16 protein-coding genes are annotated in these 20,291 nt (G+C 65.6%); 8 read left to right on the plus strand and 8 right to left on the minus strand.

The genetic code is table 11. The annotated features are described in order from the left end of the window. Positions 1-23: 23 nt before the first annotated feature. The 3 genes from WEA80_07875 to WEA80_07885 all read right to left on the minus strand — a co-directional run bounded on the left by WEA80_07875 (position 24) and on the right by WEA80_07885 (position 2,160). Positions 24-638: a prepilin-type N-terminal cleavage/methylation domain-containing protein gene (locus tag WEA80_07875; GenBank protein ID MEX1186494.1), complete on the minus strand. Its 615-nt coding sequence runs from the start codon at positions 636-638 to the stop codon at positions 24-26. Between the two features lie 410 nt (positions 639-1,048). Next, positions 1,049-1,594 carry a prepilin-type N-terminal cleavage/methylation domain-containing protein gene (locus WEA80_07880; protein MEX1186495.1) on the minus strand — a complete coding sequence of 182 codons (546 nt, stop codon included), beginning with the start codon at positions 1,592-1,594 and terminating at the stop codon, positions 1,049-1,051. A 26-nt stretch (positions 1,595-1,620) separates the two neighbouring features. Beyond that, positions 1,621-2,160 carry a prepilin-type N-terminal cleavage/methylation domain-containing protein gene (locus WEA80_07885; protein ID MEX1186496.1) on the minus strand — a complete coding sequence of 180 codons (540 nt, stop codon included), beginning with the start codon at positions 2,158-2,160 and terminating at the stop codon, positions 1,621-1,623. 271 nt (positions 2,161-2,431) lie between these two features. On the opposite strand from WEA80_07885, the gene WEA80_07890 reads away from it, so the two are divergent. The 5 genes from WEA80_07890 to WEA80_07910 are packed head-to-tail and all read left to right on the plus strand — an operon-like array spanning position 2,432 to position 8,979. Further along, on the plus strand, positions 2,432-6,508 hold the full coding sequence (locus WEA80_07890) for an AAA family ATPase (GenBank protein MEX1186497.1): 4,077 nt from the start codon (positions 2,432-2,434) through the stop codon (positions 6,506-6,508). Positions 6,509-6,567: 59 nt separating this feature from the next. Beyond that, positions 6,568-7,176, plus strand: a complete 609-nt coding sequence (locus tag WEA80_07895; protein MEX1186498.1) for a prepilin-type N-terminal cleavage/methylation domain-containing protein — start codon at positions 6,568-6,570, stop codon at positions 7,174-7,176. After that, positions 7,170-7,829 carry a type II secretion system protein gene (locus tag WEA80_07900; protein MEX1186499.1) on the plus strand — a complete coding sequence of 220 codons (660 nt, stop codon included), beginning with the start codon at positions 7,170-7,172 and terminating at the stop codon, positions 7,827-7,829. The genes WEA80_07895 and WEA80_07900 overlap by 7 nt, the downstream gene beginning before the upstream one ends. A gap of 20 nt (positions 7,830-7,849) precedes the next feature. Continuing rightward, positions 7,850-8,383, plus strand: coding sequence for a hypothetical protein (locus WEA80_07905; protein ID MEX1186500.1), 534 nt, complete (start codon positions 7,850-7,852; stop codon positions 8,381-8,383). Next, positions 8,383-8,979 carry a prepilin-type N-terminal cleavage/methylation domain-containing protein gene (locus WEA80_07910; GenBank protein ID MEX1186501.1) on the plus strand — a complete coding sequence of 199 codons (597 nt, stop codon included), beginning with the start codon at positions 8,383-8,385 and terminating at the stop codon, positions 8,977-8,979. Before WEA80_07905 ends, WEA80_07910 begins: the two co-directional genes overlap by 1 nt. 6 nt (positions 8,980-8,985) lie before the next feature. On the opposite strand, the gene WEA80_07915 is transcribed toward WEA80_07910, so the two are convergent. Continuing rightward, entirely contained in the window at positions 8,986-9,675 is a 690-nt protein-coding gene (locus WEA80_07915) for a hypothetical protein (protein ID MEX1186502.1), read from the minus strand. A gap of 56 nt (positions 9,676-9,731) precedes the next feature. On the opposite strand from WEA80_07915, the gene WEA80_07920 reads away from it, so the two are divergent. Both WEA80_07920 and WEA80_07925 read left to right on the plus strand, forming a co-directional pair. After that, complete coding sequence (locus WEA80_07920; GenBank protein MEX1186503.1) at positions 9,732-11,270, plus strand: PAS domain S-box protein; 1,539 nt, start codon at positions 9,732-9,734, stop codon at positions 11,268-11,270. Positions 11,271-11,748: 478 nt separating this feature from the next. Beyond that, entirely contained in the window at positions 11,749-12,306 is a 558-nt protein-coding gene (locus tag WEA80_07925) for a hypothetical protein (GenBank protein ID MEX1186504.1), read from the plus strand. Positions 12,307-12,482: 176 nt separating this feature from the next. On the opposite strand, the gene WEA80_07930 is transcribed toward WEA80_07925, so the two are convergent. The 4 genes from WEA80_07930 to WEA80_07945 all read right to left on the minus strand — a co-directional run bounded on the left by WEA80_07930 (position 12,483) and on the right by WEA80_07945 (position 18,549). After that, positions 12,483-14,087, minus strand: coding sequence for a TldD/PmbA family protein (locus WEA80_07930; GenBank protein ID MEX1186505.1), 1,605 nt, complete (start codon positions 14,085-14,087; stop codon positions 12,483-12,485). 155 nt (positions 14,088-14,242) lie between these two features. Continuing rightward, positions 14,243-15,613, minus strand: a complete 1,371-nt coding sequence (locus tag WEA80_07935; GenBank protein ID MEX1186506.1) for a TldD/PmbA family protein — start codon at positions 15,611-15,613, stop codon at positions 14,243-14,245. After that, positions 15,610-17,241 (minus strand): TldD/PmbA family protein, encoded by a 1,632-nt coding sequence (locus WEA80_07940; protein MEX1186507.1) that lies wholly within the window; start codon positions 17,239-17,241, stop codon positions 15,610-15,612. The genes WEA80_07935 and WEA80_07940 overlap by 4 nt, the downstream gene beginning before the upstream one ends. A gap of 51 nt (positions 17,242-17,292) precedes the next feature. Then, positions 17,293-18,549, minus strand: a complete 1,257-nt coding sequence (locus WEA80_07945) for a heparan-alpha-glucosaminide N-acetyltransferase domain-containing protein (protein MEX1186508.1) — start codon at positions 18,547-18,549, stop codon at positions 17,293-17,295. Between the two features lie 244 nt (positions 18,550-18,793). On the opposite strand from WEA80_07945, the gene WEA80_07950 reads away from it, so the two are divergent. After that, positions 18,794-20,242, plus strand: coding sequence for a M20/M25/M40 family metallo-hydrolase (locus tag WEA80_07950; GenBank protein ID MEX1186509.1), 1,449 nt, complete (start codon positions 18,794-18,796; stop codon positions 20,240-20,242). The last annotated feature ends 49 nt before the right edge of the window (positions 20,243-20,291 follow it).

A 20,291-nucleotide genomic window follows, 5' to 3' on the forward strand; every position in this document is an offset into this window, starting at 1 on the left:
GCTCTTCAAAACTCAAGCGGAGCTTAGTTGATCGGAACCGCGTAATAAACTGCCTGGGTAGCCGCGCTTCCCTCCCGGAACTTGCCGGTAGTGCTGGGGGCCAATTCGCCTTCCCCGTCGATCAGGTCGTTGATCGCCGCGAACTTCGCGGCATCAAGCCCGTTGATGACCACGGAGACGAAGCCGCCAATGCCCGTTTGCTGATCGAGGGTGCACGCGCTCGTGGCGGCGAAGCACCGGCGAAGTTTCGCATTGATAGTCGCGCCGAAGGCTGTCGGTATCGCGGTCGAATCGACCTGAGTGTTCTTCTCAATGATGGACGCATCGATGTACGGGCCCTTCCAAGCGGTATTCGAGCTGAAGGATCCGCCACCGAAAGCCGAGTCTCCGCTCGTGGCTGGCGCATACGCGAGATCCTCCAGGTCACCCGGGAACTGCGGCCGCATGTTAATACGGAACAGGTTGATGCCCGTCTTGATATTCGTCAGATCGGCCGCGACCCGAACCGGATCCTCCTTGCCCAACTGCCCGATCACGCCCGGCGCGAGAATCGCGACCAGGATCGACAGGATCAGCAAGGTCACCAAAATTTCAATAAGCGTGAAGCCCTTCCGCACCATCTTCGCGACCTTCTTCATCCTTCCTCCTCGTAGTCCAATTACGTGTCGCGCTCACCTGAAGCGGTGAAGGCGCGGATGCGAACGGTCTGAGAAATCAGACGGCGTTCGCTGAGTGCAGGCGGATGGTAGTGCGGGCCCGTTACATCGGTGTCAGCAGCGGACGCCGTGCTGTTACGCGAAGCGTCCAGGTCCAGCCATCCCCAACGAGTGACGATCTTTACCACGCCAAGTTTCGGTTGGTAATACCCGTTGTGTGAGTCAGAGAGCCGTTTCCGGGCCGACGGAGTGCTCCCGAAAGGTCTTTATCCGGTCGAATTGACCGCATCTTTTGACCGTCTATTGGCCTTGGAGCGAGCCGGTCACGCCGCACCGACAAGAAAGGCCGCTCGCGCGGCCCCCTTGAAACAACCACCCGGATGGAAGCCGGGTTACTGGATCGGTACGGCCCGATAGAGCGCGTCCGCCCCGCTCAGCACGAACCGGCCCGTGGTGGAGCTGGCGATTTCATCTACGATCCGGTCAACATCGTCGAAGGCCTCGGTATTGAGGTTTTTAACCTGGATCGTGACATACTCTATGCCGTTATAGTTGCTCTTCACTAACGGACCCTGGATCGTGCCGCCCGACCCGGTACGAAGACTGTCACCCGGAGAGAACGGTTCCTTCGTGATGTACGGCCCCTTCCACTGGCTCGCGAGTCCGGCCGTATATGCGACGACGTTGATGTCGAAGTCGGAATTGGTGACCGCCGTCACCAGGTGGCCGACGCTGCTCGGGTATCGCTTCACGTCCGACGCAAACGTGCTGATCCCGGTCTGCAGCGCCACCAGATCGTTAGCAGTCCGGGTGGCGTCCCCCTTGGAGATCTGCCCCATCAGCGCCGGCAGCAGCACCGCAGCCAAAGTGGCCAGGATGGCGATCGTTACGAGAACTTCCGCGAGCGTGAAGCCGCCGCGCGTCTGCCTGGATTTCATTGTCTGCTCCTGGATAAGCTGTATGGTTACTGAATCGGGATGGCGAAAAACTGCGCCACGCTGGATACCGCGTTGTACTGCAGTTGCCCCGTACTCGAGCTCACTGTCTCGTCGATTATCTCGTCCAGTCGATTGAAGTCCGTGGGAGTGATCGGCGAGACGTCAACCCTGACGTACTGAATTCCGTTGTACAAGCCTGGAACGAACGGACCCAGGATGTTCGCCCCGAACCCGGTCGACAGCTCACCGCCGGTCGTCAGCGCCTTCGCCAGGTACGGACCCTTCCACCGATTGGCCAGCCCGACCGAATACGTGTTCCCGTTGATGTCGATCAAGCCGGTGATCGGCGAAGCCAGCTGCGTGAGCGACGCGGGATACCGCCGAACGTCCGTCACGAACGTGTTGATCGCGGTCTGCACCGCCAGCAGGTCCGTTGATCCCCGGGTTGCCTCACCCTTCGAGAGCTGGCTGTTCAACGCCGGCAACAGCACCGCCGCCAGCGTCGCGATGATCGCGATCGTCACGAGAACCTCGGCCAGCGTGAATCCCTTGCGCCGCGACTTCATTGTCATCCATCCCGGAGTGTGAGCGGTTGTCAACATGCTTCGGTGCGCACTATACACGCCCGCCGTCACCAGGCCATTACAACCGGACCCCCGCACATGACAACGGCACCTACGGTCGGTCGCTGGCCGTAGCGACACGAAAGTAGGGCGGATTCGCCAAAGCCGCAATAACAAACTCATTGGTGCTATTGCGGTTGCGGCACGGTGCGACAGCGTCGTGACCGGAACGTTATATTAGCCGAACGCCAATGTCACACCAGAGAGCGCTCGCGTGACCCCATCCCGGAAGCTTTTTCTTCTCGGGGCTCCTTCGTTACAGGACGACGATGGCCGCCCGGTACCGGGGATGGGGCCAGGCAAGCCGCTGGCCATGCTCGCTTATGTGGTCATCACCGGCTCGGCTACTCGCGAGGAGCTGGTAGCGCTGTTCTGGCCAGAGACTCCGGACGACAAGGCTCGCAACGCCTTCCGCCAGACCCTGCACAGATTGCGAGGAGCACTGGGCTCGGATTCCCTGGCGTCGGACCGGGACCGGATCAAGATCGATCCCGCCGGCGCGGTCTGGTGCGACGCCCTCGAGTTCGGCGCAACGGTCGCATCCGATCCGGAGCGGGCCATCGCACTCTACCGCGGGCCTTTCCTCGACGGACTCGATGTCGCTTCGAGCGATTTCCAGCACTGGGCGGACTCGCGTCGGGAACGATTCGAGGCGCAGTTCCGCAGCGCGCTCGCTATCGCGGCCAACCGCGCGCTCGAATCCGGGGACACCGCGCTGGCGGCAGCGCACGCAGCGAGGCTCTCGCGCACAGCGCCGCTCGATCCGGACTCGGCACTCCTGGAAGCGAAAATTCTGGCGGGGGCCGGGCGAAAACCCGAAGCGATTTCGGTTCTCACGCAGCACTCCACGCGGCTCGAATCGGAGCTGGGCGAGAAACCTTCCGCCGGCGTGCGCGCAATGTTGACCCGGTTGCTCAACGAAGCGCCGGCCACCGTGGCCAGACCCGGTGAAACCGCGGACCAGCTCGTGGAGACCGAATTCGTCGGACGCGACAAGGAGCTCGGCAAGCTGCTGGCCTTCTGGCGCGGCGTGGAGCGGAGCGGCGCGACCGTAGTGGTCACCGGGCCGCCCGGAATCGGCAGGACGAGGTTGATCGCGGAGCTCGCGCAGCGCATTCAGGCGTTCGGGCCGGCACTCATCCTGTGGGGGCAGGAGCGGCACGGGAACCGCGCAATCCCATACGCCGCCCTGGCAGACGCCTTGCGCCCGGCGGTCACCGCCCCCGGCATAGCCGGCGCCAGCCGGCATCTGCTCGCGGAGGCCGCGCGACTCCTGCCGGAGATTCGCGACCAGTTCGACCTGCCTGAAGCGACCGCAATTGATGACGAAGCTGCCCGCGTTCGATTCTACGACGGCGTGGCCGCGCTGATCGATGCCGTCGCGTACGAGCAGCCCGTGTGTCTCATCCTGGAGGATCTCCACCACTCCTCGCGGTCCAGCGCGGAGCTGCTGCATTTCCTCACGGGCCGGCTCGCCGCATCACCCGTCCTGTTCGTGCTCAGCTGCCGGCCCGCCGAGGCCCCCCCGCACGTGACGGAGCGCTTTTCGCCGGCTCAGGTCGCCGGCGCGCGTGGCCCTGCGCCGGCACAAGCTGCTCGCGAGAGCATCGAGCTCGAGCCGCTGACGCAAAACGCGGTGGAACGGCTGCTGGCCTCCGTCGCCACGGGCGGGGACCCGGACGCGGACACGCTGGCGACGATCACCCGAATGGCGGAGGGCAATCCGTTCCGCGCGCTCGATCTGCTGCGGCGCGCCAGGCGCGGCGAGCCACTGGCCAACCTGCCCACTGAGCTGGCGGCCGCGCTGTGGGCTCGATTGCAGGGCTGCTCGCCACCGGAGCAAAGACTTTTTCTGGCGTGCGCTCTCCTGGAGCGGCCGGCGCCGCTGCGACTCCTGTCCGCGGCCACCCATCTGCCCGAACCGGATGCGTTCGACGCGGCCGTCACGCTCGAGCAGCGCGGTCTGGTGGTGCAGCGGCGCGGAGGAATCGCCCCGGCGCACGACGTGCTCGCCGGTCTCGCGCTGGACAGCACGGGCTCGGCAGGGCGCGCGTTGCTCGCGGGGTGGACGGCCGACGCCGTCGCGTCGGAACCGGGCGCGTCGCACGCCGAGCTGGCGCGACTGTATGCGACGGCCGGCCAGCCCTCCGCCGCGCACAAGCACGCGCGCGCCGCGATCCACGATGCCGCTGCATCCGGCGCGCACGACGAACTCGCGGAGCTGTTGACCCTCGCCGCGGAGACCGCGTTCAACAACCAGGACCGGAGCGCCGTCGAATCGCTTCGCACCGCGTTCGGCCGCGGCCGCCGACGCATCCCCGGGAGCCGCGACGTCCGGAAGCCGAAAACCGCACCCGCTGCCGCCGAGCCGCGCGCGAGCGCGCAGGCCCCGCCGACGCCAACCATCGTCATCAAACAGGCCAAACGCGTGCTGCCGCTGGCGCTGGGCGTGGCGCTTCTCGCGTTCGCCGCCGCGACCGTGTACCGCGCTCAGGGGCTCGGCGCGGGAGCGCGCGGCACCGTGCTCTCCGACACGGTCGTGGTAAGGGAGAGGGTCGGCACGCGCGGAAGCAGGAGCTATTCGGTGACGGGCTCGATGCTGCCGGCAGCGTCGCTCGCCGGTGCCGCGAACGCCGGTGATGATCCGCAATGGGTCACGGCAGTATCTCTCCCGTGGGTCAACCCCCGCGTAAGCCCGGACGGCCGGCTGGTGGCCATAGAGCGGATCACGCCGGCAGGAACACGCGTCCACGTGATCAGCCGCGACCAGACGGATACGGTCTCCGTCGGCGATGCGTTCGGTGACAACACCGCGGCCGGTTGGTCCCCGGACAGTCGCTGGCTCCTCGTCATCCACGCCTCGGACGGGAGCGGCGCATACCACGCGTCGCTGCATGCCCACTCGCTCGAAAGCCCCGACCGGCGGATCGCGCTCGATACTTCGTCCGCGCACGCCGTCACCGAAGCCGCCTGGTCACCACGCGGGCCGCACATTGCCTGGACCGCGCGCACGGGCGAAACCCGGGACCAGGAAGTGTACGTCGCGCTGAGCGACGGAACCGGGGCGCGCAACCTGTCCACGTCCCCGAGCGAAGACTATCATCCGACGTGGTCGCCCGACGGAGCCCGCGTCGCATTCACGAGCGAGCGCGACGGTAATGCCGAGTTGTATTCGGCAGAACTACTGACCGGCGAGTTGCGCCGCCTCACCTTCGACGCGAGCCAGGACGACCGGGCAAGCTATTCCCCCGACGGCGATTTCATCGCGTTCGAGTCCACGCGCGGCGGGCGGACCGGAGTGTTCGTAATGCCACCGCTGGGCGGGAGCGCGATCCGGCTGACGCCGGCTGACAGGAGCTTTGCGCTGGCGGGCTGGCGCGGGAGTACGCCGGCCTACGTCGCGCGGTTACGCGCGGACTTGCCGGATGTCCTGGAGCCGGGGCGGGAGGTGACGCTGTCGGCAACGGGGATCGACCAGTTCGGCGCTCCGCTCGACGTGTCGTCGGTCGAATGGTCGGCGCTCGACCCCGCCGCGGTGGAGGTTCGGATGGTGCCGGCGGATACGGCGGGAAGCGCGAGAGAAGCGGTGTTGCTCGCACGCCGTCCGGGGATCGCCCGCATCGTTGCGTCCCTCGGTGCGTGGCGTGCCGACACGCTTTTCGCCGTGGTGGGCAGCGCTCCAGTGGTGCTGATCGATGAGAGCTTTTCGAACGGGTTGCCGGCAGGCGCGTGGACCGTGCTGGGCTCACCGCCCTCGGCAGTCGTGGCGGGCGCGGGAGTGCGGGGAAGCAGCGGTCTCGTCCTCCGATCTGGCCGGCGATGGGAGAGCGGAATTCTGAGCACGAGGGGAGTGCCGCTTCGCAAGGGGCTCCTGCTCACCGCGCGAATCCGCGCGTCGTTCAACTCCACGACGGCGCGCGGCGGGTTCACCCTCGCGCTCGTAGCGGCCGAGCCCCCCGGTTTGGTCGATCCGGCCGCCCCGCAGTTCCTCAAGGTCGCCGCCCTGTCCTGGCTCCCCGAGTCCGGGCGGTTGTCCTACTCGGCGGAGCGGGAATTCTGGTCGGAGCCGGTGACGTTCGGGCGGGACGACGTCTGGCAGGATTTCCGCATCGAAGTCGAGGGCGACGGCAGGATCGCCTTCTATGTGGGTGACCGGCTGCGCCGCCGCTCGGACGTGGTCGTCACCGGGCGGGAGGGTGCCTTTCCAGTTCAACTTTGGGTGGCCGGACGGGCCGCGGATGGCGACGTAGCGGTGGACGATGTCCGCCTAAGTATCGTCGGCGGGAATTGAACGGCGTGTCCCCGGCTTTGCTTCTGGCGCGACCGAAATCACTCACCCATCTTGCTCGGGTGAACAGGTTGCGCAAGGGATTTACGGTCCTCGAGCTGGCCGTCGTAATCGCGATCCTGGGCGTGCTGGGAGTGGTCATCGTGTCGAGCACCGGCGGCATGTCTGCATCCGAGAGAAGCGATCAGGCCCGGATAAACGAGGTCGCGCACACACTGGATCGGCTCTCGCGCGCGATGGCATTCTTCGAGGCTACGCTCCCCAAATTCTCCTTCTATCAAACCGTCGGGGCATACCCGGGACGCCTCTCGCATCTCACTACACCGATTACAACGCTACAGCGCAATAGCTGCGGCGCGCTATACTCGTCTACGAACGTTCTGGCATGGGTTGGTGGATATTTCACCCAGGATATTCCGACGTCCGGCCTTTTCATCGCTCCGGGGTTTCTTACGGCGGATTCTCTCGTGCGCACGCCGCCTGACGTAGCGACCGTACCTGCGGGGACGCTCGCGATCGTGATTCCCAATGTCACACGCGCCGACGCCATACTTCTCGCGTGGACAATCGATGGCGATTCGACCGGAACGTTAGGGACGGTAAGATATTCGCCGAACGACGGCAGCTCGCCGGTTAGTGTATCCTACTTGACCATGGTAGGCGGATGTTGAGCCGACGCGCCACGACGCTCGTCGAGGTCATCGTCACCGTGGCAATTCTAGGCGTTATCGGTGGCGCGGTTTACTTGAATCAGTCCGCAGCTTCGGCGCTGGGTGGTGATGCGGCAAACGTGGACCAGGCGGCGCGCATCCTCGCGGAGCTCGCTGACGCGGCGGGCCGCATCACGGGCACCGGCGGAGAAACCTCGTTCAACCAGGTGATCGGTCAATCCAGCGGGGCCACCACGGCGAATATAGGCCTTTTGTCGCAGCTCACTACGAAGCTCACGACCGCGAGCCAGGATAGCTGCTTCTATGGATATTCGGGAGGTGAGAGAAATCGTTGGCTGACCCCGTTCTATTACCGCCCGTTGCCGACGACGGGCTTGAAGATCGCTCCGGGCTACATCGCAATCGATAGCGTGGTCCGGTATAACTCACCCGGTGTCCCCACTACGCTCGCTAACCGGCCGTCCAACAATGATAATTTCGTCGAAGGGACATCCGCGATCGTCATGCCGAATACGGCTCTCTCCGACGCGGTGGCGCTGGCTGCGCGCGTCGAGGGCGATCAGGGAGGAGTGCTCGGCGCCGTCCGCTATTTCCCCATGGATGGCTCTTCTCCGGTGCAGTTGGAGTATCACTTCACGGTGCGCGGGTGCTGAATCGCCGCGGGTTTGCGCTGATGCTCGCGGTGGCCGCGATCGCCGTCCTGGTTATCGGAGCGACGGTGATTTTCGCGGCGTTGCGCGGTGGTGGCGTGGATCGAATCGTGCTTGCCGCAAATATCCTGCACCGGTTCAAGACGGAGATCATCGGAACGGCGCCGTCGTTCTACGCCCGCATCGGCAAGTATCCGGGCCACCTTTCCGATCTGACGAACCGCATCTCGACAAGCGATGTGGACAGCTGCGGGGACCCATACCGAGCGAACCCGGACGTCAACACCTGGCGGGGTCCTTATCATCTCATCCCGTTCAATCCAGCCGTCGGCTACACGCTTTCGTCGGGGATCGTCGCGCAGGACGCGACCATACGGACCACATTTACGAACGGAGCTCTCGCTTTGGCTATCGTGATGATCGACGTGCCGGTCGCGGATGCGCAGGCACTCAAAGGCAAAGTAGACGGCACGACGGGAGACACCATCAGCTTCACGCCGAGCGGTAACAGCCCGCTGACGGTTCATTACAGAATGCCGATCACGGCTGCTTGCTGATGAATCCTCATCCTGCCGGCGGCCGCAGGGCACCCGGTTTCACGGCGGTCGAGATCCTCGTGGTGCTGGCCATCGTGGCCATCCTGGCGGCCGTGATAACGCCACAAGTAATCGGGCGGATCAGGGAGTCTCGCCAGTCGGCGCTGTCGCAGACTTTCTTCGGCCTGAGCCAGGGGATCGCCGAGTACAAGAAAGCGGTCGCGCGCTACCCGTCCTACCTCACGCTGCTCACTACGACGCCGGTTCTCAATACGGCAACGGACGCGTGCGGGAACCTGCTTTCCCAAGCCAACATCGTCAACTGGCGAGGCCCTTACGTCTCGCGGCAGCTACTGAGCGGCGGTATCCCGATGGGCGACGCCCACATTCAAAACGCTCTCCGTCGCGTTACGTCGGGAAGCTCGGTGTTTCTGCTGATGGACGCGGCCAACGTCGACACGCTGATCGCGATCGGGCTGGAGGCGGAGTTCGACGGGACGCCCGCGAACGCAGCAGGCGGAACAATCCAGTACACGACCGCGGCGGTCGGCCCGCTGCCCGCGGCTCCGCCCAAGACGGTCAATCTGTCGTATTCGATTCCGATAGCCGGCTGCTGATCGCCGTCACTCGCCGGTGACGGCGATTTCGCGGAGAGTCGCGCCGTCTATTTCGTGTGCGCCATCGAACGTCACGAGACGATATGTCAACCCGGCCGCATCGAGTTGGCTCCTATGCGCCGTAACGCGGCCTCCGTCGGCGATGGGATCGCGGGAGCCCGACACAATCGTAATCGTCGCGCGAGCAAGCCGGTCCCTGGCCGCGCCCTCGAGAACATCTGGCGGGATTCCGCCGGCCCAGAGGATGAGATCGTTCGGTGGCGTGTCGGTCCGGGCGGCCCACCTGCATATCGTGGCTGCGCCCTGGGAGAAGCCCAGCGCGACGAAGCGCACCCGGGAGCGGTCCGAGCCCTTGAAAGCCGCGCCGCAAACAAGGTCGAGATATGTGACTTGGTCGGCTATTTCCGCGTCCCTCCCCTCGCGGGTCATCCACGACGCCCCCACTTTGTCCTCGTCCGAGTGCGGCCCGGTCCCGCCGGAGAGGTAAAAGCGTGACAGCGCCTCGGGAGCCACGATCAGCCGCCTGCCATTGTCCAGCACGCCGAACCTGCGAATGAACCTCGACGCCAGCTGTCCGTAACCGTGACAGACGAGCCAGAGCTCGTCGGCCAGCGAAACATCCGCGCCGAGCACAGCGTACCTGGCGGTGCGCGGCACGGTGATCTCTCCGCTGCGCACGACTGGCTGATCACTCATGGTCGGAGTATCGCGCGAGCGCGCGGCGCTCGCCATACCGGACCTTGATCCCGACCGTGACCGACACGCACTCCCTGGAGCTCGAGCGCCGACGCTTCGACCAGATCCTCGACAGCCTCGACGCTGTGGTGTGGGAGTGGGACGCGCGCCTGGGGAAGCTCGATTACGTCAACAGCCGCGTCGAGTCGATGTTCGGCTTCCCGGCGGAGCGCTGGCGCGGCGACCCGAAGTTCTGGGAGAGCCGGATCCACCCGCACGACCGTGATCGCGTCGTGGCGGACTTCAACCGCCTCGCCCGTGAGGGCGGGAGCCACCGGAGCGAGTACAGGATCGTCCACGCCGACGGGCGCAGCATCTGCGTCGAAGATAAGATCTCGGCCGAGACGGACGAATCCGGCAGGGTCACCGTCCTCCGCGGCCTCACGACGGACATCACGGAGCAGCGCGCCGCCCGCGTCCAGCTCGAGGAGAGCGAGCAGCGATTCCGCCTCGTGGCGGATGCCGTGCTGGATGCCGTCATGATCCATGAAGCGGGCACGATCATGTACGCCAACAGGACCGCCCTCCACCTGCTCGGCTACGAGGAGGACGAGCTCGTCGGCAAGCCCGGCGAGATCGTCGTCGCGCTGGAAGACCGGGACAAGACCGCCCGACGAATCGCCAAGCCGAGGGACGAACCGCTGGAAGTAAAGCTGATGCGCAAGGACGGATCGACGTTTCCCGTCGAAGTCCACGGACGCACTGGCACGCTCGGCGGACGGACGGTACGCATCGTCGTAGCTCGGGATCTCTCGATGGTCAACCGCGTGCGGATGACCGAGGCGGAGATAAAGGATCTCACCCAGGTGCTGCAGGAGAGCCAGGCCCAGCTCATCCACTCGCAGAAGCTGGAGGCGATCGGACGCGTCACGGGCGGCGTTGCCCACGACTTCAACAACCTGCTGACCGTCATCCTGTCGTACACGCAGATCCTGCTCACCGACATCGCCGACAGCGACCCCCGCCGGGAAGACGTGCAGGAGATACAGCGCGCTGCCGAGCGGGCAACGACGCTCACCCGCCAGCTCCTGGCGTTCAGCCGCAAGCAGCCCGTGCAGCCGCACCGTATGGACCTCACCGAGGTCGCGCACGACACGGAGAAGATGCTGCGGCGGCTGCTAGGCGACACGGTGGAGCTGCGGCTGGTGTCCTCGGCCGAGCAGCTGTATGTCCTGGCCGACGCGGGTCAGCTGGAGCAGATCCTGGTCAACCTCGCGGTCAATGCCGGCGACGCCATGCCCCAGGGTGGCGTTCTGACCATCTCGACGGAGGAGATGGAAGTGTCCGACGCCGAGTACGCCAGCCGGCACATGGGCGTCGACGTCCCGATCGGGGTCTACGCCGTGCTCAGCGTGAGCGACACCGGACACGGAATGACGGCGCAGACCAAGTCGCACATGTTCGAGCCGTTCTACACCACGAAGCCGAAGGGCAAAGGCACCGGCCTCGGGCTCGCGACCGTGTACGGCATCGTGAAGCAGGCGCAGGGCTATATCTGGGTGTACAGCAAGCTGGGGACGGGGACGACGTTCAAGATATACCTGCCAAGGGCATAACTGGTGACTGGTGACTAGTGACTAGTGACTAGTAACTACCAACCGCGCCCTCGCCGTTCCTCGCAAACAATCCCGCCCTTACTAGTCACCAGTCACTAGTCACGCCGTTCTACCTGTATTTATGACGTTGATCTGCCTGTGCCGCGTGGTCGGGCAGCCGTGGCTCACCGCGTTCGACTGGCTCGGCTGCCGACGGCGGCGAGCTGACAATTCTCCCGGCACCGGAGCCGCAGCCCGTACTCGCCGACGCGAGCAAGCTCGAGCAGGTGCTGGTGGACCTCGTGGTCAACGCCGGCGACGCCATGCCGCAGGAAGGAGTGCTCACCATCGCGACCGACGAATGGAGGTCGTGGACGCCGAATACGCGAGCCGGCACATGAGCGTGGACTTTCTCGACAATCGACGTACCCATCATCGGCGGTTGCATCCGAGGCGCTCGCGTGGCATAGTCCGACTGTCACCCACCATGGAGGACGACATGAGCAGGAGAATCACCCGCCTCGCGGCCGTCGCAGTCTCGTTGGTCATCCTCGCGCCGGCGTGGCCGAGTGCCGGAGCGCAAACGAGGCCGCTCTCGGAGGCCGAGAAAATCGCGGATGCCATGCGGGCTGCACCGCCGCTAATCGCGCACGGCGCGACAATCATGGACTGGCCGGCGACGGCAGGCGGCGAGTTCCGTCTGCTGCGCGCAGGGACTAACGGTTGGACCTGCTATCCGAGCATGGCGGTAGAGAAAGCGATGTGCCTCGACCGGGAGGCAAACGCGTGGGCTGGCGCCTGGCTTAGCGGCGCGCAGCCGCAACTTTCCTCCCTCGGCTTCGGCTACATGTTGCTGGGCGACGCGGGCGCCAGTATCACGAACCCGGCGGCCGACCGTAGTGCCGCCGCGGACTGGCACGTGAGCGGCCCGCACGTAATGATCTTCGTTCCCGACACCGCGCATCTCGCCGATCTTCCCACCGATCCGCACAGCGGCGGGCCGTGGGTCATGTGGGCGAGAACTCCTTACGCGCACATAATGCTGCCGGTGGACTGATCGGCCGCGGCGGTTCTGCCGCTTTTTTGCCGATAAGCGCTGCGCCCGCACGACCCATCGAATGATGGTCTGGCGCGTGCGTGCGAGCGCTTCTGCGGCCGTAGCGGACGTGGAAGTTAGTCGCCCGCGCAGGCCGCAGAAGCGCGAGTAGCACGTCAGTTATAACCGGTCACCGGTTATCCAGCCCTTCCGGTGTTGATGACGTTGATCTGCCTGTGCCGCGTGGTCGGGCAGCCGTGGCTCACCGCGTTCGACTGGCTCGGCTGGCCCTTCCCGTCGTTGAACGTTCCGCCGAGCTGGTAGTCGCGCTTCCCGCCGATCATGTCCATCGCGTTCCAGAACTCCGGCGTGCGCATCTGGTACGCGACGTCCTTGAGCATCCCCACGATCTTCCCGCCGCGGATCTCGTAGAACACCTGCCCGCCGAACTGCGCGTTGTACCGCTGCTGGTCGATCGAGTACGAGCCGCGCCCCTTGATCCCGATGCCGCGGTCGGTCGCGGCGACGATGTCGTCCCAGGTGATGTCCTGCTCCCCCGGCATGAGCGACACGTTCGGCATGCGCTGGAACTGCACGTCGGACCACGACTCGGCGAAGGAGCAGCCGTGTGAGCGTGTCTGCTGCCCGCTCTGCTTGTACCACCAGTCGAGCCACATGGCCTGCTCGCGGGTGGTCTGGTAATCGTTGAAGATTCCGTTCTTCACGATCATGAAGTCGTCGGGCTTGACGCCCTCGTCGTCCCAGCCGCACTGCGCGAGCGAGCCCTCCTGCGAGCGGTCGCCCTGGACGTTCATGAAGTCCGGCCCGTAGCGGAACTTGCCTAGGAACTCTTGAGGCGGCGCGATGAAGCTCGTGCCGGCGTAGTTCGCCTCGTAGCCCATCGCCCGGTCGAGCTCCGTCGGATGTCCGATGGACTCGTGAATGGTGAGCGCGAGATGCGTGGGATGCAGCACGAGGTCGTACCGCCCCACCTCGACCGGCTTCGCGCTCAGCTTCTCGACCGCGTCGCTCGCCCACATCGGCGCGTTCTCCACGAGCTTGCCGTCGAGCACATGCTCGTAGCCGCGCCCCATCGGCTGAATCTCGGTGGACGCGCGCGTCTGAAAGTCCCCGTCCTTCACCGCGGTCACGTTCATGCTCGGCTGCGTCCGGATGAACGTCTGCACGATGAAGCTGCCGTCGGTGGTCGCGAGGGTCTTCTCGTCCTTCACGAAATCCATTCCGGAGCTAGCGAACCTCGCGCCGGCCGCGAGGGCGGCCTCATTCGCGCTGATGAGCAGGGCGACCTTGTCGTCGATGGAGACCGTGAACGGGTCGATGCGGAAAGGACTGCTCCACTCGACATCGCCCACGGGAGTCACCGGAGCCAGGACATGCGGCCGGAGCTGCGCGGCCTTGTTCGCCCCGGCCTGCGCGACCGCTCTCCGCGCGACCGTCGCCACCTCATCCCGCGTGAGCCGGCTGCTCGCCGCGAAGCCCCACGCGCCGTCCACCAGCGCCCGCACGCCGAAGCCGAACGTCTCGCTCGACTGCAGCCCCTGCACCCTCCGCTCCCGCGTCGAGATCCCCTGGTCCTGCCGGCTCGAGATGCGCACGTCCGCGTACTGCGCGCCCGCGCCTCTCGCCGCGTCCAGCGCGACCATCGCCAGCTCGCGGAACAGCGGATCGCCCACGCTCGGCTTCGTCATGGGCGCGAGCCCGCGCGCGAACGGGTCACCTATGAGCGTGCCGCCGACCGCGACCGCGGAAACGGTCTTTACGAAATCTCTGCGTGATGTCATGGCATGATCCGTTTGATGTTCCAACAGGCCGGTACTACGACGCCCGGTGTCTCATGCAGGCGCGTCTTAGCGAGCGCAGTTTGCTCGCGTAGCGCCGAAATGAGATACCGGGCGTCGTAGCACCGGCCTATTACCGCCCTCGAAACCTTTACTGACTACACCGCGTCGCTGAGGCTCGTGAAGTTGAAGTCGCGCGCCTTGATCGGCGGCACGATCACCACTCCCCCGCCCTGGCCGCTCTCGCTCGAGTTGACGCGCATCGGCGTGCCCATCGCCTCGATGTTGTTGAGCATGAAGACCGGGGACTCGTTCCAGCGGAAGTTCTTGATCGCCCGGGTGATCCGGCCGTTCTCGACGAGGAACGTCCCGTCGCGCGTGAGACCCGTGAACAGGATCGTCCTGGGGTCCACGCCGCGGATGTACCACAGCCGCGTGACGAGAATTCCGCGCTGCGTGCTCGCGATCATCTCCTCGATGGACGAGTTGCCTCCGCTCATGCGCAGAACTCCGGAGCTCGCCGTGGGGCTCACTCCCTGCTTCTGCGCCCAGAACCTGTCGTAGTTGAGGTTCCGCACGACGCCGTTCTCGACCCACACGATACGCTCCGTCGGAAGTCCCTCACCCGTGAACAGACCTCCGCGTCCAGCCGGGTCCATCGGGTCGGACACGATTGTCACGCGCTCGTCCACCACCTTCATGCCGTTCTTGTTGCCGCCGCCCGGCTTCGAGAAGAACGATCTCCCCTCATCGGCGCTGCGCGCGTTCAGGGAGAACGCCATGAGCTGCACGAGGTTGGCAACCGCCGTCGGCTCGAGGATCACGGTGTAACGGCCCGGCTCGACCGCTACCGGATTGCGCGATCGCACGGCCTTGTCAATCGCGCGCCTACCGAGAGTCGCCGCGTCGAGGTCATTCCATTCGTCGTGCGCGCTGCCTGCCCAGCCGGAGCCGGTGCCGTCCGGCGTCCGGACCGTCGTCGACATCGCGGCGGACGAGCCGCGGTTGTACGCGAACAGCCCCTTGTTGTTGGCGATGGCGAAGGATCCGACGTTCGACTGCATGTATCCGGTGGATATCAATCCCGCCGCGCGGGCGGGCTCGGACACCGCCAGGACCGCGGCCGCGCGCTGCGCCGGCGTCGGCGTCTCCGTCTGCGACGGCTCCGGCCGCGTGCCATAAGTCTGCGGTCCCAGCTCGGGCATCAGCTCCGGATCTTCGGGCGCGAGACGCGCGAGCGCCTCGGACCGCGCCACCACCGCCGCCAGCGACGCGTCGTCGAGCTTGTTGGTATTCGCGTTCGCAACTCGCTTGCCGAAGACGCTGCGCACCGTGATCTCGGCGTCGTAGTTGTCGCCGGACGTGGACACCTGGTTCTCGGCGAAGCGCGTGTTGGCCCGCGCGCCGCTGCTGACTATTACTCGCGTCTCGTCGGCCTTTGCCGCCGCCAGCGCGCGCCGCGCAATGGCTTCCGACTCTTCGCGGGTGAGAAAGCCCGCGGGGGCGTACAGTGATCTGGGCTTGCTCACGCGGTCCTCCCGGTATTGATGACGTTGATTTGCTTGTGGCGGGTCGGCGGACAGCCGTGACTCACCGCGTTCGACTGGCTCGGCTGACCCTTACCGTCGTTGAATGCGCCGCCGAGGATGTACGAGCTCTTCCCGCCGATCATGTCCATCGCGTTCCAGAACTCCGGCGTCCGCATCTGATACGCGACGTCCTTGAGCATGCCGACGATCTTCCCGCCGCGCACCTCGTAGAACACCTGCCCGCCGAACTGCGCGTTGTACCGCTGCTGGTCGATCGAGAAGGAGCCGTCGCCGACGATCGCGATGCCACGATCCGTCGCCGCGATGATGTCCTCGTACGAGATGTCCTGCTCGCCGGGGAGCAGCGACACGTTGGGCATACGCTGGAACTGCACGTCCGCCCACGACTGCGAGTACGAGCAGCCGTGCGACCGCGTGGGCTGCCCGTTCTGCTTGTACCACCAGTCCAGCCACATCGCCTGCTCGCGCGTGGTCTGGTAATCGTTGAAGATTCCGTTCTTGATGATCATGAAGTCTTCCGGCTTCACGCCCTCGTCGTCCCAGCCGACCTGCGCGAGCGAGCCTTCCTGCGAGCGGTCGCCCTGCACGTTCATGAACTCCGGCCCGTACTTGAACTTGCCGAGGAAATCCTCCGGCGGCGCGATGAAGCTCGTGCCGGCGTAGTTCGCCTCGTAGCCCATCGCGCGGTCCAGCTCCGTCGGATGGCCGATCGACTCGTGGATCGTGAGCCAGAGGTGCGTGGGATGCAGGATCAGGTCGTAGCGGCCGACCTCGACCGGCTTCGCGCTCAGCTTCTGCACCGCCTCCTCCGCCCACTTCGGCGCGTTATCCACCAGCTTCGCGTCGAGCACGTGCTCGTAGCCCTTGCCGTGCGGCTGCACCTCGGTCGAGCTGCGGGACTGGAAGTCGCCGCGCGACTGGTCCACCGCCGTCACGTTCATCCCGGGCTGCGAGCGGATGATCGTCTGGACGATGAAGCTTCCGTCCGTAGTCGCGAGCGTCTTCTCCTCCTTCATGAAGAACATGTTGGAGGTCACGAAGCGCGCGCCCTGCACCTGCATCGCCGCCGCGTTGGCGGTGAGCAGCAGCTGCGCCTTGTCCTCGATCGGAACCGTGAACGGATCGATCCGCGCGGGGCTCTTCCATTCCACGTCTCCCACCGATGTCACCGGCGCGAGCACGTGCGGCTTGAGCTGCGCCACGCGGTTAGCCCGCGCCTGCGCGACGGCCTGCCGCGCCGTGGCCGCGACGTCGTCCCGGGTCAGGCGGCTGCTCGCCGCGAAGCCCCAGGCGCCGTTCACCAGCGCGCGAATGCCGAAGCCGAAAGTCTCGCTCGACTGCATTCCCTGGACGCGCCGCTCGCGCGTGAAGATGCCCTGGTCGTTGCGGTTCGAGATGCGGATGTCGGCGTACTCGGCGCCGGCTCCCCTCGCCGCCTCCAGTCCGACCATCGCCAGCTCGCGGAACAGCGGATCGCCCACGCTCGGGGTGGCTGTCTGCGTGATTCCGGCGAACAGCTTCTCGGGGTCGAACCCCTTGCCGATCGCCCCGTTCGCGACGGCAACGGCGGACATCGCCTTGAGAAAGTCCCTGCGTTTTTGAGTCACAAGCCGTGTTCTCCTGAGAAAGACGCTGCGTGAAGCTCCATCAAAGCAAAGTCAGAGGTAGCTCAGCCACCAGTCCCTGCGGCGCGCCTTCACGCCGGCGTACCAGCGGCAGAGCGGGTAGAGGAGGAGTGTGCCCGCGATCCATGCCAGGTATGTGACACCGAGACCGAAGCCGAAGTTCGCCGGCGGCGGACCGAAGCCGGGCGGGCCGGGAACCGGCCTCCCCGCGGCGACGTGCAGCCCGATTCCAATCAGATGGGCCGTGTACCACTGCAATATGTAGAAGAACAGCGGCACGCGGCCGAAGGTTATCAGCGCGCGGCCGAGCGCAGTGCGAATGGGGCGCTCGAACCACCAGAGCGCGAGCATCGCCGGTCCCAGCGTCATGAGCAGGAACAGCAGCGACGGCGGGTACTTCGTGACGTTCAGGAATGAGAGTGCGGTGAAGACGGCCGACTTCTGCTCCGACCAGCGCGAAGGATCGCCATAAAAGTTCAACGCGCGAAGCGCTATGAACGCTGCGGTGAGCCAGAGACCCAGACGCAGGAGGATGCCCCTCCGCCGGTCCGGGTCGATGTCGTACAGCGCTCCGAGCGCATAGCCAGCAGCCATCACACCGACCCAGGGGATCAGCGGATACACGACGTAAACGATCGGCGACGGAAAGCCGGCCACCGGAAAAGCGCCCTGCTGATGCAGCACCATCCACAGCTTCGAGGCCGCGTCGGGGACGGGCGAAGCAGGGCCCTGCCACTGCGCGACCTGAAACGGGTCGAGCAGGTTGTGCAGCAGCATCATCGCGACGCCGAATCCACCCACGACCCTGAGCGGCAGGTGGATCAACCCGGCCAGCACGATCATCGACCAGCCCAGCACCCAGATCACCTGCGCCACGCCCAGGAAGGTGTAATCGACGTTGAAGAAGACGCCGAAGCGGACGACGGTGAACTCGAGCAGGATCAGCCAGAGCCCGCGTGTCCAGAGAAACTTCGAGAGCTGCGCCCTGGTCTTGCCGCGCGAGAGCTGGAGGTAGGCCCCGGTGCCGGCGAGAAACACGAATGCCGGCGCGCAGAAGTGCGTGATCCAGCGGGTGAAGAACAGCGCCGTGCTCGTTCGCGTGAGGTCGGAGGGATCGAACTGCTGCGCTCCCCAGTGCGTGAAGTCGCGAGTGTGGTCCAGCAGCATGATGACCATCACGATGCCGCGAAGCAGGTCCACCGGGTCGACGCGCGACTTCGGGGCCACGGCATGGAGATACGGCTCTCCGGGAATCCTGCCCGTGGTCGGGTCAACGGTCGAAGTTGGCATGGGCGGCAGAAGATAGCCCCAGATCAGCGACCGGGATAAGACTGCGGGGCGCGTTGTGAGTTTACCGTTTATCTGTGTGTGCGTTAGGACGTGAACGGCGGGGGGCCGAGCAGTTCCCACCGCCTCCACGTCCTCACGCACAACGGTTTTACGGTAAACGCACAACGCTCACCGCTTGCCTTTCCTCCCGTCCCTTCCGAGGTTTCCAAATCTCGCGTCGCCTGTCCCCAGTCATGGCCTCCCAATGATTTTCTCCGCGCGCCCGTTTGCCCGTAGCCTTGCGTTCTGCTTCTCGGTCGTAGCGCTCGCATGCGCCCCACTCCCCGCGCAACGACCTGGGGCGCCGGCACCCGTCGGCACCCGCCCGATCGACTGGCCCGCGCTGGCCGACGAGACCACGCGGATCATGGCGGGCTACCTGAGAATCGACACCAGCAATCCGCCCGGGAACGAGCTGGCCGGCGCGCTCTACCTCAAGGACATCCTCGAGCGGGAAGGCTTCGAGGTCCAGGTGCTGGACACCGCCGAGCTGGGATCAGGCCGCGCGAACATTTACGCGCGGCTCAAGGGGAACGGATCGAAGAAGGCGATAGCGCTGGTGCATCACATCGACGTGGTGCCGGCCACGCCTTCGTTCTGGACGGTGCCGCCGTTCTCCGGCGAGATCCGCGACGGATACTTGTGGGGCCGCGGCGCGCTGGACATGAAGGGACACGGCATCGCCCAGCTGATGGCGCTGATCGCGCTGAAGCGGAGCGGGGTGCCGCTCAACCGCGACATCGTCTTCATCGGCAACGCCGACGAGGAGCTGGGCTCGACCGGCGCCGTGGTCTTCGTCCAGCGCCATCCGGATCTGATCCGCGACGTGGAGTACGTGCTCACGGAGAGCACGAACAACCTGGTGGAAGACGGGAAGCTGATTCATTTCAGCGTCGGGGTGGCCGAAAAGCGCACGTTCTGGCAGAGACTCACGGTGAAGGGCGTTCCGTCGCACGGCTCGATGCCGACGAAGCAGAACCCCGTGCCGCGGCTCGTGCAGGCGGTACACCGCCTCGGCACGTTCGAGACGCCGCTCGAGGTGACGCCCGGTGTCGAGCGGTACTTCCGCGACATCTCGCGAACATACGACGAGCCGCAGCGCAGCTGGCTCGCGGACGTCCGCCGCGCGCTGGACGACTCGACCGCGCGTGCATGGATCCTCGACAATCCCACCTGGAACGCCTATCTCCGCATCACGATCACGCCGACGGTGCTGGCCGGGTCCAACAAGACCAACGTGATCCCGCCGGAAGCGACGGCGGAAGTCGACATCCGCATCCTCCCGCACCACAACCGCGACACCGTGCTCGCGATGCTCAAGCGGGTGGTGAACGACACGGCGGTCCATTTCAGCACGCTGATCGAGCCGAAGGCGCCGCTGGAAAGTCCGCTGGAGAGTCCCATCGTGCGCGCGATCGAGCGGGCCGCGCTGGAACGGCGGCCCGATGTGTTCGTCACGACGCCGCTGCTCAACGGAGCGACCGACCGGCCCACGTACCAGGCGGCCGGGATCCTCACCTACGGCGTCGACCCGTTTCTTGTCGAAACGCGCGAGAACCGCATGGGAGTCCACGGCAACAACGAGCGGATCTCACTCGAGAACATCGCGTTCGGCGTGAAGTACCTGTACGACATTCTGCGGTACGCGCAGTAACTGCGCTGCGTGCTGCGTGCTGCGTGCTGCGTGCTGCGTGCTGCGTGCC

It is taken from the genome of Gemmatimonadaceae bacterium (assembly GCA_040882285.1).
Lineage (GTDB): Bacteria > Gemmatimonadota > Gemmatimonadetes > Gemmatimonadales > Gemmatimonadaceae > JACDCY01.